Source organism: Mesorhizobium sp. USDA 3734 (assembly GCF_056279665.1).
Map to the genome: position 1 here is coordinate 881532 of NZ_JBWCCW010000001.1, position 13701 is coordinate 895232.

The following is a 13701-nucleotide window of genomic DNA, read 5'->3' on the forward strand; positions in this document are numbered from 1 at the left end:
ATGATCCCGAAAAGTGGAAACCGGTTTTCGGGCAAGATCCATGCTCAAACAAAGAGCGCGTCTTTTGGCCTATTCCCCCGAAACGCCGCGGCTGATGGGGGAAATGAACGGCGTGCTCCAGGTCCCGCCGACGAAGAACGATGACTGGTTGGGGCCTTGCTGACCATTGGTCTGTGTTGCCGCCTGGTCCGCCTGAATGACACCACCGGACAATGCCAGTCCTCGTCCGGCGTAGGACGCGATGCCCGACAGCCAGATCTTGTACTTCGCCGAATTGGCCTCGGCCTTGTCGATCCGTGCCACGCCCTTCGAAATGCTGGCCTTGATCTCGGCGCCGTCGATCGGCAGCGTTCCGTCGGAGACGTCGTCAAGCGCGAAGAAGCCGCCTTGCTCGGTATGTTTGAGGAAGGCCGGCAGGTTGAGCTTGCTCAACGCACCTGGCCCGAAGGTCGCCGAAACCGAGCCATCGGCATTGTCAAAGATGGAGTCCCAGGTTCTGCCCGGCCCTTTGAGGATTACCGACACGGTTCCCGTGCCGACCGGCACCAGCCGGGTCATGCCTGCCGCCGTCCCGAAAGCACCGCCGTCGATGTCGGACGCCAGCAGCCGGATTTCGACCTGCATGCCTTCCGGTTTGCGATCGAAGCGAAGGCTGGTCTGGACGTTGCCGCCGAAGGCCGAGGCATCCGAAATATCGAAGACGGAAAGTCCATCCTTGACCTGGGCGGTGGCGGCGACATCGGCGAGTTGGATAGGCCCCGCCGTGGCGTGCGCTGCCGACAATCTGAGATCGAGGTTGATCTTGTCGGCGAAACTTGTGTCGATTTCGCCAGGCCCTGCCCCTCCGGTCGGCGCCAGCGGCGTGAAGGCGGAGAGGAACGATCTGAGGTCGAGCGTGTCGAAGGCGAGCGTGCCGGAGATCACCGGTTGTGCTTCGCCAAGCGAGAGGTCCAGCGCACCCATTCCCGGATTGTTGTCCAGGGCAATCGCGGTGTTGTCGAACTTAACGCGCCCGCCCGTTGCCGTGATCTTGCTGGAAATGCTGACCGAGCCGATCGCGGCACCCGGAGCGATGCCGGCCTGCGACCATTCCAGGACACGCCGCAGCGAGGGTGCCGAGAATTTCGCCTGGCCATCGAAATAGACGTTTTCGGACATGCTGGCCGTGCCGTCGAACGAGAAGGTGGCGGGTGCCGCCTTGAAGGACAGCGTGAGCGGCGCCGTGCCGCCGGCAAACAGCACAAGCGGTTTCGGCGAGGCGACGTCCAGCGCAACGCTTTCGCCGCGCCAGATCCCTGTTGCCGACAGCGTCGCATTGCTGTTCATCGCCGCCCAATTCGCCTGGCCGGTCAGACTGCTCAGGATCTCGACGTCCTTGCCGGCGATGGAGGCCACCATGCGGCCGTCGCGGAACTCGACCGTGCCGAAGGTGTCGGTCGGCAGCTTGTCGAGGTCCGGCTTGGCGGGGTCGGCATTGACCACGCCGCGCGCCGTATCGATGGAGCGCGTGATGCGCCCGCCGGTCGGCACGGCGGGCAGGAAGAGGCCGGTTGGCGTGCGCTGAACCCGGATTGTCGGCCGCACCAGCCGCGCCGTCGAAAACACCACGTCGCCGCGCAACGCCGCCATCGCAGAAAGGTCGACCTCGACCCGTTCCGCCTCGACGACCGGCGGCGCCTCGGTGTCGGTCCATTGTGAAAGCGTCACATCGGTCAGGATGGCGCGGAATGTCGGCCAGACCTCGATGCGCGGCGAACCTTCGATGGCGACCCGAAAGCCGCTCCACGCACTCATTTCCCAGGCGATGCGGTCGCGCACGATACGGGTGGAGGCGATCAGCGGCAGGGCGGCAACCACCAGCGCGATGACGATACCGGCAGCGCCGATCGTCCATATTCCGCGCCGGATCAAAGATGATGGCATATCGCCCCGTATGCTTCCATTCCGACAAAAATCGCCCGACGGGTGTAACCCCCAGTCGTTACCACGACTGCAGTCGTCACCACGACTTCCAGTCGTCACTACGACTTAGGGCTGAGGCATTTCAAGTCTTTATGGCCCGGCGATGGCATTTGCGCACATCTGGTCGCATTGACCGAACAAAATCTTGCTCTGCTGCGCTGCGATATGCATAAGCGATGGCGACCGTGGAGGAACATCATGGCTGCCGAAGTACCGCTCTGGACCCCGACACAAGACCAGATTGACGCCACGCCCTTGACCGCTTTCACCAAGGCAGCCGCTGTGGAAGCCGGCGTAGCGTTTTCTTCGTATGCCGAACTTCACCGCTGGTCGGTCGAGGACCGCGAGGGGTTCTGGAGCCTGGTGTGGGATTTCTGCGGCATCGTCGGCGACAAGGGGAGCAGTGGCGGTGCCAGCGGGAGTGAACGCGTGCTCGTCGACGGCGACAGGATGCCCGGAGCCTCCTTCTTTCCCGACGCCACGCTGAACTTCGCCGAGAACCTGTTGAGGAAGACCGGCCCGGGGGAGGCGATCGTGTTTCGCGGCGAGGACAAGGTCGAGCGCCGGTTGTCCTGGAATGAGCTGCACGCACTGACCTCGCGGCTGCAACAGCTTTTCCTGTCGCTCAAGGTGAAGAAGGGCGACCGCATTGCCGCCATGATGCCCAACATGCCGGAGACCGTCGCCGCCATGCTGGCGGCCGCCTCGATCGGCGCCGTCTGGTCGTCCTGCTCTCCCGATTTCGGCGAGCAGGGCGTGCTCGACCGCTTCGGCCAGATCGAGCCCGTCGTCTTCATCGCGCCCGATGGCTATTGGTACAATGGCAAGGCGATCGAGGTCGCCGACAAGATCGCCGCGGTCGCGGCCAAGCTCGGCACGGTGCGCAAGATCCTGGTCGTCGACTATCTCGGCACATCGAGCGATGTCGCCGCCACCATCGACAAGGCGGTGGCGCTGGAAGAGGCGCTGTCGCCCTTCGCCGGCAAGCCCGTTGCCTTCGAGCCGCTGCCGTTTTCGCATCCGCTCTACATCCTGTTCTCGTCGGGAACGACCGGCATTCCCAAATGCATCGTCCATTCGGCCGGCGGCACGCTGATCCAGCATGTCAAGGAACATCGGCTGCATGCCGGGCTGATCGAGGGCGACCGCTTCTTCTACTTCACCACCTGCGGCTGGATGATGTGGAACTGGCTGGTGTCGGGGCTCGCTTCGGGGGCCACGCTGCTGCTTTATGACGGCTCGCCCTTTTATCCCGACGGCAATGTGCTGTTCGATTTCGCCGATGCCGAGAAGATGACCTTCTTCGGCACTTCGGCCAAGTTCATCGATTCCGTGCGCAAGGCTGGTCTCAAGCCGATCCGCACGCATGATCTATCCACCGTGCGGGCGATTTCCTCCACCGGCTCGCCGCTGTCGCCGGAGGATTTCCGCTTCGTCTATGACGGCATCAAGAAGGACGTGCATCTGGCCTCGGTCTCCGGCGGCACCGACATCGTCTCCTGCTTCGTGCTCGGCGTGCCGACGCAAGCTGTCTGGACCGGCGAGATCCAGGGACCTGGCCTCGGCCTTGCCGTCGATGTCTGGGACGACGACGGCAGGCCGATCCGACAGGAGAAGGGCGAACTGGTCTGCACCAGGGCGTTTCCGGCGATGCCGATCGGCTTCTGGAACGACCCCGAGGGCAAGAAGTACCGGGCGGCCTATTTCGAGCGCTTCGACAATGTCTGGTGTCACGGCGATTTCGCCGAATGGACCGTGCATGGCGGCCTGATCATCCATGGCCGCTCCGACGCCACGCTCAATCCCGGCGGTGTGCGCATCGGCACGGCGGAGATCTACAACCAGGTCGAACGGATGCCGGAAATCCTGGAGGCGCTGTGCATCGGCCAGGACTTCGACAATGACGTGCGCGTCGTGCTGTTCGTACGCCTGGCCGCCGGCGTGCAACTCGATGAGGAACTCGAAAAACGCATTCGCGCCAGGATCCGCAGCGGCGCGAGCCCGCGCCACGTGCCGGCCAGGATCGTCGCCGTCACCGACATCCCGCGCACCAAGTCGGGCAAGATCACCGAGCTTGCGGTGCGCGACGTCGTGCACGGCCGCGCCATCAAGAACAAGGAGGCGCTCGCCAATCCAGAGGCGCTGGAGCTGTTCAAGAACCTGCCGCAATTGGCCGAGTAGCTGCTAATGCATGTCGCTCAAAAGTGGCCCCGGTTTTGAGACACCGATATGCATGAAAAAGACTATCCGGAATGGTTAACCAAATATGTCGGTAGAATTTACCTAGATTTCACGAGTGGTACACATTCGTAAATTTTTTGGCTGCCCGGTAAGGAGTTGTTAAGGTCCGGCGTCGATAGTCGCATACAACTTGAGGGAGAAATCCCGTTCCTCAGCCCCCGGAGGATCCGAATTCGCTCAAGCCCCCGTTGTGACAGCAATCCCATCTCTTAAGGCGTCCTTTGGGCGCCTTTTCTTTTGCCGGAGCAATTCCAGGAAAAGCGCATAGCGCTTTCCCTTGGGAATTACGCCAAACAAAAAAGCCGAACTGTGCCGAGCGCTGCCTATTCCGCGAGCACGCGGGTCGACGGGAAAGCGACCTCGACCAGGGTGCCTTCACCCGGTGTCGAGTTGATGGTGAACCGGGCGCGGTTGGCTTCCACCATCGCCTTGGTCAGCGGCAATCCAAGGCCCGTGCCGTCACCGCGCCCACGCTTCAGCGCGTTGATCTGCTTGAACGGCTTCAGCGCCTGCTCGATCTCGGCCTGGCTCATGCCGATGCCGGTGTCGCGCACCCGCATGACGACGTCGCCCGACGTCTCATAGGCGGTCGAGACGATCACCTGGCCACCGGCCTGGGTGTAACGAATGGCATTCGACAGGATGTTGAGCGCGATCTGGCGCACGCTGCGCAGGTCGGCCACCACTTCCGGCAGCCGCGAAGCGAAGCTGGAGCGGATGATGACGCGTTCGCGATTGGCCTGCGGCTGCATCATCGCCACCGTCTCGGCCAGCGCGTCGTTGAGCGACACCGCCTCGTAGGCCATCTCCTGCTGGCCGGCTTCGATCTTCGAGATGTCGAGCAGGTCATTGACCAGGTCGAGCACATGATTGCCCGAGCGGTTGATGTCGCGCAGATAGTCGCGGTAGCGGTCATTGGCGACAGGTCCGAACTTCTCGTCGACCATCAGTTCGGAAAAGCCGATGATGGCGTTGAGGGGCGTGCGGATCTCATGGCTGATGCGTGCGAGGAAATCGGTCTTCTGCGAAGACGCGCGCTCGGCCACCGCACGCGCTTGCGTCAAATCCTCCTCGGCCCGCTTCCACTGCGTGATGTCGCGCACGACGGCGCAGAAGCCGCTGTCGTTGGGCAGTCGGCCAATGGTCATGAACAGCGGAATGAAGCGCCCCTGCGCCTCGCGTCCGATCACCTCGCGTCCGTCATTCATGACGCTCGCCACGCCGGGCTCGGACAGTCCGTTGAGATAGTCGCGCGCCGCGCGCTGGCTTTCGATCGCGAACAGCGAGGCGAACGGCTTGCCGGTCACGTCGTCGCTGTCGAAACCGAACAGCGCTTCGGCCGGGCGGCTGATCGAGCGGATGGTGCCGTCACGGCCGATCAGCACGACGCCGTCGGTGGCGGTGTCGATGATGGTGCGCATTTCGGCGATGCGCGCCTTAAGCTCGGGAATGTCGGGCTGCGTCTGCTCGTCGCCAACCGCATGCAGGGCCGCCGGTGCGTCGTCCTCGCCGGAGCGGCGCACGACCAGCATCAGCGCCTTGCCGTCGCGCCAGGGAACCGAGCGCAAGATGGCCTCGATCGGGAATTCCTGTCCGTCACGCGTCTTCAACCGCAGCGCGCGATCGGTGCCGTCGGTAGCGCCGTCGTCGGCATAGGGGTCGGCAAACAGCGCGCCGAGGCCGCCGGCATCCGCCAGGTCGTCGAGCGCCTCATAGCCGGTCAGATTGAGGAATTCCTCGTTCGCATAGTGCAACTGGTCGCCGGAATGGATGAGCAAGGGCACCGGCAACTTGCCGAGCAGCAAGGTGTCCGGAGCCTTGTGCTCATCTCCGGCGGAAAACGCCGACGGCACGAAGCCTTCGGTCTTGAGCGGCGGCACCTGCAGGCGAGGGCGCTCGACGCGTGCCGCGACGGCGTCGCTTGTGGTTTCCTCGGCGGATGCGGCCGCCTCCTCGCCAAGCGCCGCGCCTTCCTCGTTGGACTGCGCCCAATCCTCACTATCCTCGGCATCGCGAAAATCAGCTGACGTCATGCTGTCGTCATCGACTGCGTGATGTGTCGCACCAGCGCCAGCCGGGACAGGCTTGGTCATTTCTGGTTCCGCCGCCATCGGTTCGGAAACAGGGGCCTCGTCAGTGTTGACCGCGACAGGACCGCTTTCGTCATCATGGCCGGCAAAGTCGAGCAGCGAGCCCGTCACATTCGGTCCGGAGGGTCCCTCATCAACCGCTTGGTCCGGGTGGCCGCCGTCAAGCCGCGCCAGATCCTGCTCGTCTTCGATATCGGTCTCGGATGGCTCGACCGGTTCGTTGTCTGGCTCTGCCGCGGGGATATCGCCGGCATGCGTCAGGTCGCCAGCCGCCTCGACCGGAGGCTTGGCCTTCGCTGTTTCCGCCAAAGGTTCCGCAGACGTCTCGGTCGTCGCTTCCCCGAGGCCTTCGAGGCCGGGCTTCTCGGCCTCTGCCGGCTCGACCGGGGCGCTGTCCTTCTTCAGCCGCTCGCCGATCTCGCGAAACGCGCTGCGTTCCAGGGTCGACAGGCCCTTGTCGTTGGCCGGCTGGCGATGTTCGGCGAGCCGGATCACCTTGTCGGCAAAGCGTCGTTCCTGTTTCGGCACGATGGTCAGTGCCGGCACCTCACCCTTGAATGGATCCGATGCCTGAGTGTCCTCGGCTTTCGGCTCTTCCAATGCTGGTTCGACGGCTTGCGGTTCCGGCGTCGCCGGAGCCTTGCCATTGGGCACCAGCGCCATGCCGATCGCTTCCGGATCGACGACCGCATCGCTGGCGCGGGCGACGCCGAAGCCACGGAAACCCTCGAAGGCGCGGCTGCGGCCATAGACAGGCAGCGCCGCCAGGTCGACCGGTATCTTCAAATCGGTGCCGACGACCGGCCACAGCACGGAGCGCCCGGACCAGGTATCGCGCCGTTCCAGAAGGCCTGATATCTCGCCGGAGGGGTCGAGCCCGAAGGTGGCCGCGACATCCCTGAAGCGGCGGCCGATCACGTCGGCTGCCGGCTTGCCGACGATGTCGGCGAATTCCGGCGACAGCGCACTGAACTTGCCCTCGGCATCGGTGCGCCAGACGAAGCGTACCGGCGCCGCAGCGCGGTCGATCGACCGCGCCACCGGGTGTTCGAGAGGCGCGACGGCCTTCGTATCGTCCTGCGTCGGATTTTCCGCTGCAACCTCCGCGACGGTGCCGGGAGGCTCAACGGGCTCGGTTGCGGCTGGCCGGTCGGTTCGTTGTGCATCATCCTGACCGGCATTGAAGTACCAGTGATCATGCTGCGCCGGCGTGCCGTCGGCACTGCCCGGGTCGTTGTCCGCCGGTTGCTCGGCTGGATAGACATTCTCAGGCTCGGCAGGCACCGATATGGTCTCGGCGGCTTGCGTAACGCTCGGTTCGTCCACTGCGGCAGCCGGCTGTTCGCTGTCGACTGTCGGTCTGTTGTCCTGATCCGGTTCCGGCTGGGCGATCGTGCTTTCCGGAGCCGCAGTCTCGATTGGGGCTGGCTGCTGTGGTTCCACGATGCTGTCGTCGGCAGCGGCTTTGTCGTCGAGCTGGTCCTCGTCGATCACCACCAGCAGATGCCGTTCCTCGGTCAATCTTGCCAGTCCTGCCGGATAGGAGACCGTGCGGCCGGGGACGAGGCGCTTGACGATGCGGTCGCTCTCGGCCGCGACGTCGGCAACGAGCGCAGCCAGCGTCTCCGGCAAGATGCCCAGTGCCGAAAATCCTTCCGAGGCCGCCTCGACAGTGCCGCCGGCATCGACAAAGGCGATGAAATGGCCATCCTCGGTGAAGCCGCTGATGGCACGCGCGGCGATTTCGCCGGCACTGCGCGAACCTGTCTGCGCCGCCGGCACGGCGAGCATGATCGCCTTTTCGGCGTCCGGCATGGTCACCGCACTGGCCAGGAAGCCGACGGCGCGGCTGGTCAGGCCGGTCGCCAGCCGCACCATGATGGCGCGGTCACTGCCGATCTCGGGAAATCCGCTGGTCGCCATGATCTGGCGCCTGGCGATCAAGGGCAGCTGCGCCGAGGCGCCGATGATCGCCTCGATGTCGGGATAGCCGAACATCGCGGCTCCCGGTCCGTTGGCCCAGATCACCTGCTCCAGATCGGCCGACAGGATCGCGATCGCGTCGCCGGCGGCAAAGCGCTGGCGGACCGCGTCGAGTACGGCGACGTCGAGGAAGGAATATTCGGACGGCATGCGCTTGGCGAACCCTCACGGAGCGGCGAATTTGCAGTTAACGCTTTGTTAATAAAAGCCGGAGGCGCGAAGGTCCACAAGCCAGAACGTGCAAAGGCTGGAATCTGGGCTCTTGGTTAACGGCCCAAAAGAAATTTATGGTGCACTGCAACAAAGATATTGCAATGCACAAAATTTGCCTTTATATTGCCATCATACATGAACGAGACGGCTTTCTGTCAAAGCCGCTGCTGCTGAAAAGGATGGAAAATGTCCAGGACCAAGACCGCCGACACGATCGAAAACGTTGAATTCCCGAGCTTTGACGCTTCCAAGGCCACCGACCAGATGCGCGCTTTCGCCGAAAAGGGCGTTGAGCAGTCGAAGGAAGCCTATGCCAAGCTGAAGACCGGTGCCGAGGAGACCCAGAAGGCTCTGGAGTCGACCTTCGAGACCGCCAAGACCGTTTCCAGCGACCTGTCGCTCAAGACCATTTCCGCTTTGCGCGCCAATGCCGAGGCCGGCTTCTCCCACCTCGAAGCCCTGATCGGCGCCAAGTCGCTGTCGGAAGTCGTCGAGCTGCAGACCGCCTTCCTGCGCAAGCGCGTCGAAACGACCGTCGAGCAGGCCAAGGACTTCCAGGCCGTCGCCTCCAAGGCAGCCGAAGACGTCTCCAAGCCGATCAAGACCGCCTTCGAGAAGGCGATGAAGGAAATCAAGGTTGCCTAACATTTACGCATGATCTGAAGATGCAGCAAAAGGTCGCATTTTCTTAAAAACGATCAGGCGTATGATGGCAGCACAAAGCAATACCCGGCGGGTGGAACCTCCTCCCTCTGCTCCCCGGGGTGACCAGCCAGCACCTCCTCCCGCTGGCTCGTAACAGGAAAAGGCCGGCACCTCCTCCCGCCGGCCTTTTTCTTTGTCTGGTGCCCTGCTCTTGCATTGCGCCCTCTTTTTGCCAGGCAAATGCCGCGCCGATGTGGGGAAGTGACCTTTGCTTTCCAAAAGCCTTGAATTAGAATCCAGAAGCCCGTAAGGACGCATCGCCGAACGACAGAGCGGTCGGGACGAGTTTCTGTTTCGATCCCGCTCAGGCAAACGTGCCGTTGTAGCTCAGATGGTTAGAGCGCCGGATTGTGGATCCGGAGGTCGCTGGTTCGATCCCAGCCAACGGTACCATAATTCATCAAATAATTCCAATAGCTTACGGGTTATTGAGGCGGTTAAGCCGACTTAAGTGTTAATGTCCCTATTAGGGGTACCATTCTGGTACCATATGGAGGTAGTTCAGCCATGTCTAAGACGGTCAACAAAGTTGGCGGCTAGGCGGGAGCGAACTCTACCAACGACGTCGGCAGTCGTTCTGCGTTGAGGTCTTTGCGCAGCCGAAAATGCCGATGGCCACGGGGATTTTGCGGAAACCGCTACGCCCAAAGGCCGAGCAGCCTCAAGCCGTAGACTGATTCACACATGGACGGCTGTAACATTCGATGTTGCTGTCCGGAAACGAAGACGGCGCCGACATTTAGAGCAACTACCCCGCAGAAGACCACTTACTCTGAACGTTGGCCTCATGCTGCGGAGGACGAGGCGAGCGCGCTGGAACAGCTCGTCGAACGTGGGCGGGCCAAACCATGATCGCTGAATTGGAGGCGGCAGTTCCCGACGCCTCCAATCGCTGCGGGATGCCTGAGAAGCCAGGTGGCACCCCCTGCAGTGCCGCACGAACACCGCGAAAAAACGAAACCACGCCTCAGCCGCGTCCGCAGTTTGTGGCTTGCAAGGATGCCCCGCATCCTCTGGGGAGGAGGCCGAACCTCGCGCCTGCCGCTGCAACACGGAGCATCGAATGAAACTCGCAATGACCCCACCGCCCTTCCTCGCCAGATTCGCAAGCCTTTCAGAACGCTATAGGGTCGCGCAGGATCGGTTGCTCGAGCTCGACCGGACTGGCCGCCTGCGCGCCATCGCCGGGCTGGAGTTCGTCCAGCGGCTGATCGACGCCCGCGCTGAACTCGATGATCCGCTACATGGCAGCAATGCGCGAACGATATGGCTGGCGCCGCGGCAATTCGAACGCGAGCTCGCAGCCTTCGAAGAGAAGCTTGTGAAACTCGACGCGAAGCTGCGACCGAACTGACGATTGCCCAATCACATTCCGATGAGCGTCGGCAGTCATGAAGTAACTCATGATGTAACTTGTGCCGATGCGACGCGCATCGCCGCCCAACAGAACGAGATCCTCCTGGAATTCGGAGCCCGAAATTAACCTTGCGATCGTTTGGAGGCAATCCGCGCGATTGTGGGGATTGAGATCTGTTCCGGATCCGTTCACATAAGCATCGTTCCGGCCATGTCCGGGATAAGTCGGCCCTCGACGGTGCGCTAGAGCGTTTCCTACTTTGAGAGAATCGTAGGATTCCCAAATCAGGCTGTTTGTGATTCAAGATGCAGGCTGGGTTGGAGGCCAGCATCTAATGACGCGAGCGCTTTCAAACGATCTTCGTGAGCGTGTTGTTGAAGCAGTTGGCGCAGGCGAGAATTGCCGTACCGTGGCATCGCGCTTTGGCGTTGCAGTTTCCTCTGTCGTGAAGTGGTCGCAGCGCTATCGAGCGACCGGCTCGGTGGCGCCGGGCAAGATGGGCGGACATCGCAAGCGCATTCTTGAGCCGCATCGGGCCTTCATCGTGGAGCGGATCAATCAGACCTCTGAGCTGAGTTTGCATAGGCTGAAAGACGAGTTGGAAGCGCGCGGGGTCAAGGTCTCGCACAATACGATCTGGATGTTCCTGCGCCGCGAGGGCCTGAGCTTCAAAAAAAACACTGTTCGGCCTTGAGCAGGCCCGCGCTGATATTGCCCGCAGGCGTCAGCGATGGCGGTCCTGGCAGGCGGGTCTCGATCCACAGTGCCTGGTCTTCATCGATGAGACCTGGATCAAGACCAACATGGCTCCGCTGCGCGGTTGGGGGCCGAAGGGCAAGCGGCTGCGCGGATTGGCTCCGCACGGCCATTGGCGCACGTTGACCTTCCTTGGCGCGCTGCGCTGGGATCGGCTCGCGGCACCTTGTGTCTTCGACGGACCGATCAACGGCCAATGCTTCCGGGCCTATGTCGAGCAACAGCTCATCACCGTTCTGAAGCCCGGCGACATCGTCGTCATGGACAATCTGGGAAGTCATAAGTCGGCCGCCATCAGGCAGATGATCAAGGCTGCCGGCGCCAGGCTTTGGTACCTGCCGCCTTACTCTCCGGACCTCAATCCGATTGAGCAGGCCTTCGCCAAGATCAAACACTGGATGCGCCAGGCCCAGAAACGCACTGTCGAGGAAACTTGGCGCCACATCGGCCACCTCGTCGAAACCATCGAGGCAGCCGAATGCAAGAACTACTTCGTAAATGCGGGATACGCTTCCGTCAAAACGTGAAACGCTCTAGGCTGCCGTGCGGTCGATGCCAATTGTATCGGTGCAGCCAGACGGGAAGTTCTCCGGCACGATGATCACATACCGGATAATGGCAAGGTCGAACGCATGAATCGACGATCAAGGATGCGACCGTCAAGCGCTTCTACTACGAGAGCCATGATCAACTGCGCCAGCATCTCTCTGACTTCGTCTCAGCCTATGATTTCGGCCGAAGACTGAAGACCCTCAAGGGTCTCACGCGTTTCGAATACATCTGCAAAACTGGACGATCGAGCCTCAACGATTCAGGCTCGATCCAGCCCAGCAAACCATGGGACTAAACATCTAGGGATCGACCCGCGAGCCGAATGATCACATACAGCGCCGGTCATTCGCCGCCGGTATGATTCCTCCGGGCTATCCGTGCTGAAGCGGCTGCGATCTTAACGGGACGACATTTGGCGCTGTTTTGGCCGCTTCCGCGATGTTGTGATCACGTTCGTCGCGGGCGAGCGTCTTTCGGTCGCCGCGATCCGAGGCCGCCGAAACTGCTTCACCGAAATACCGCGCGGGCGTTGTTCCCAGCATTCGCCTGAACATCGAGATGAAAGCGCTGACACTCTCATAACCAAGATCGATGGCGATGTTCGTAACCAATTCGCCTTGCGCGAGGCGCTGCAGCGCCAGACCGATATGCAGTTGCTGGCGCCAGCGAATGAACGACATGCCGGTTTCGCGCTGAAACAGCCGGCTCAGGGTTCGATTGCTCGCCCCGACGCGGGCACCCCACTCGTCGATGGTGAAACGCAGGCCCGGATTTTCAATCATGGATTCGGTCAGCCGCCGGAGCCTCCGGTCGTTCGGCATGGGCAGGTGGATTGGTTCAAGTGGCGCCGCGGCCAGTTCATCAAGCAGCACGGATATGAGTCGTGTTTCGCGCCCGCGGTCCATGTTTTCCAGAGGTGATTCAAAATCGAAGCGCAGGATCAATTCGCGGAGGAAGGGCTGTATGAACAGAATGCCGCAGTCCTGATCAAGCGGAGCGGCCAAACCGGGATCAATGTACAAACTCCCGATCTTGATGTGACCATCCATCCTGCCGGCGTGGGAGACGCCGCTGGGTATCCATAAGGCGCAATGCGGCGGAACCGTCCAGATGCCGCCTGCGGCCTGAACCGTCAAGACGCCGCTGATGACGTACATCAATTGCGCCTTGTTGTGGCGATGAGGCTCCGTTTCACCGACGAGGGTCGCTTCAGTGATCAGACTGAAGACGAGGCGTGGAATTTCATCCACCGTGTCGATGTCAGTTCTAGGCGGAAACTCCATTACATCATTCCAATCCGGCCTCAGCGCTCTGAACAGCGTATCGTGACCCTTTATGATAAGTCTTTCTCCACTCGCCATTGTAGCTCAGGCAGCGTGCTTTTCAAGCAAGAGCAAGCCCTTGGTAGCAGCTTGCTCTTCGTCGGCTGCGAACTGGACGGAAAAGCCCAAAGCTTTGCTTGCCGCCGACGCGGCAATCCGTGCACCAATATTCATCGGAGAGTGGCCTTCGATCACAATCAGTCCAAGGCAATACTTCCTCATCCGATCTTTGATCCGCTTGAAAAATAGCGCCTTTGCCTTGCGCTCCTCGGGCGTCTCGTCGTCGTGATCGTGCGTAGAGTGATCGGCAATCAGCACGAACGGTGTTTGCTTAGCCAGAAGGCTTTCAAGCTGATTGTTCCTGTCTAGCACCTCGTCAATGGACGAGCCGTCTTCCTCGTGCTCGCGCAGAAAGACAAGGGGAAAGCGGGATTCATCCAGGAGCATCGTCTTACCTTTCGTTGACCGTGCGAGTTGCCGGGAGCCGCCGAAGGCCGACATCGTATTCGGTCAACAGGCA

The 13701-nt window shown here is 61.6% G+C and carries 8 protein-coding genes, 1 tRNA gene and 1 pseudogene; 6 read left to right on the forward strand and 4 right to left on the reverse strand.

Annotated elements, in window-relative coordinates; genetic code table 11:
- Window positions 1–69 precede the first annotated feature (69 nt).
- A complete protein-coding gene (locus ACZ89F_RS04290) occupies window positions 70–1923 on the reverse strand; it encodes an AsmA family protein (RefSeq protein WP_476090550.1) in 1854 nt (617 codons plus the stop codon).
- A 237-nt stretch (window positions 1924–2160) separates the two neighbouring features.
- Between ACZ89F_RS04290 and ACZ89F_RS04295 the strand changes: the two genes are divergently transcribed.
- A complete protein-coding gene (locus ACZ89F_RS04295) occupies window positions 2161–4143 on the forward strand; it encodes an acetoacetate--CoA ligase (protein WP_476090551.1) in 1983 nt (660 codons plus the stop codon).
- A gap of 383 nt (window positions 4144–4526) precedes the next feature.
- On the opposite strand, the gene ACZ89F_RS04300 is transcribed toward ACZ89F_RS04295, so the two are convergent.
- Window positions 4527–8426: a PAS domain S-box protein gene (locus tag ACZ89F_RS04300; protein ID WP_476090552.1), complete on the reverse strand. Its 3900-nt coding sequence runs from the start codon at window positions 8424–8426 to the stop codon at window positions 4527–4529.
- A 249-nt stretch (window positions 8427–8675) separates the two neighbouring features.
- Between ACZ89F_RS04300 and ACZ89F_RS04305 the strand changes: the two genes are divergently transcribed.
- The 5 genes and pseudogenes from ACZ89F_RS04305 to ACZ89F_RS04325 all read left to right on the forward strand — a co-directional run.
- Complete coding sequence (locus ACZ89F_RS04305; RefSeq protein WP_476090553.1) at window positions 8676–9134, forward strand: phasin; 459 nt, start codon at window positions 8676–8678, stop codon at window positions 9132–9134.
- Window positions 9135–9510: 376 nt separating this feature from the next.
- A tRNA-His gene (locus ACZ89F_RS04310) sits at window positions 9511–9587 on the forward strand.
- A gap of 751 nt (window positions 9588–10338) precedes the next feature.
- A complete protein-coding gene (locus tag ACZ89F_RS04315) occupies window positions 10339–10548 on the forward strand; it encodes a hypothetical protein (protein WP_476090554.1) in 210 nt (69 codons plus the stop codon).
- A gap of 337 nt (window positions 10549–10885) precedes the next feature.
- Window positions 10886–11834 (forward strand): IS630 family transposase gene (locus tag ACZ89F_RS04320; RefSeq protein ID WP_476090555.1). Its coding sequence is split into 2 segments (ribosomal slippage): window positions 10886–11221 and window positions 11223–11834, totalling 948 coding nucleotides; the frame shifts between segments, so codons are not numbered across the junction.
- Window positions 11835–11921: 87 nt separating this feature from the next.
- Window positions 11922–12162, forward strand: a pseudogene (locus ACZ89F_RS04325) (integrase core domain-containing protein); the annotation flags it as partial.
- Between the two features lie 68 nt (window positions 12163–12230).
- On the opposite strand, the gene ACZ89F_RS04330 reads toward ACZ89F_RS04325, so the two are convergent.
- Both ACZ89F_RS04330 and ACZ89F_RS04335 read right to left on the reverse strand, forming a co-directional pair.
- Complete coding sequence (locus tag ACZ89F_RS04330; protein WP_476090556.1) at window positions 12231–13142, reverse strand: AraC family transcriptional regulator; 912 nt, start codon at window positions 13140–13142, stop codon at window positions 12231–12233.
- Window positions 13143–13226: 84 nt separating this feature from the next.
- Window positions 13227–13682, reverse strand: a complete 456-nt coding sequence (locus tag ACZ89F_RS04335) for a hypothetical protein (RefSeq protein WP_476090557.1) — start codon at window positions 13680–13682, stop codon at window positions 13227–13229.
- Window positions 13683–13701: the final 19 nt, after the last annotated feature.

What these genes read in the sequence shown, in the direction of transcription:
- ACZ89F_RS04290 (WP_476090550.1), bottom strand. Translation starts at nt 1,923, where the DNA reads ATGCCATCATCTTTGATCCGGCGCGGAATATGGACGATCGGCGCTGCC.
- ACZ89F_RS04295 (WP_476090551.1), top strand. Translation starts at nt 2,161, where the DNA reads ATGGCTGCCGAAGTACCGCTCTGGACCCCGACACAAGACCAGATTGAC.
- ACZ89F_RS04300 (WP_476090552.1), bottom strand. Translation starts at nt 8,426, where the DNA reads ATGCCGTCCGAATATTCCTTCCTCGACGTCGCCGTACTCGACGCGGTC.
- ACZ89F_RS04305 (WP_476090553.1), top strand. Translation starts at nt 8,676, where the DNA reads ATGTCCAGGACCAAGACCGCCGACACGATCGAAAACGTTGAATTCCCG.
- ACZ89F_RS04330 (WP_476090556.1), bottom strand. Translation starts at nt 13,142, where the DNA reads ATGGAGTTTCCGCCTAGAACTGACATCGACACGGTGGATGAAATTCCA.
- ACZ89F_RS04335 (WP_476090557.1), bottom strand. Translation starts at nt 13,682, where the DNA reads ATGTCGGCCTTCGGCGGCTCCCGGCAACTCGCACGGTCAACGAAAGGT.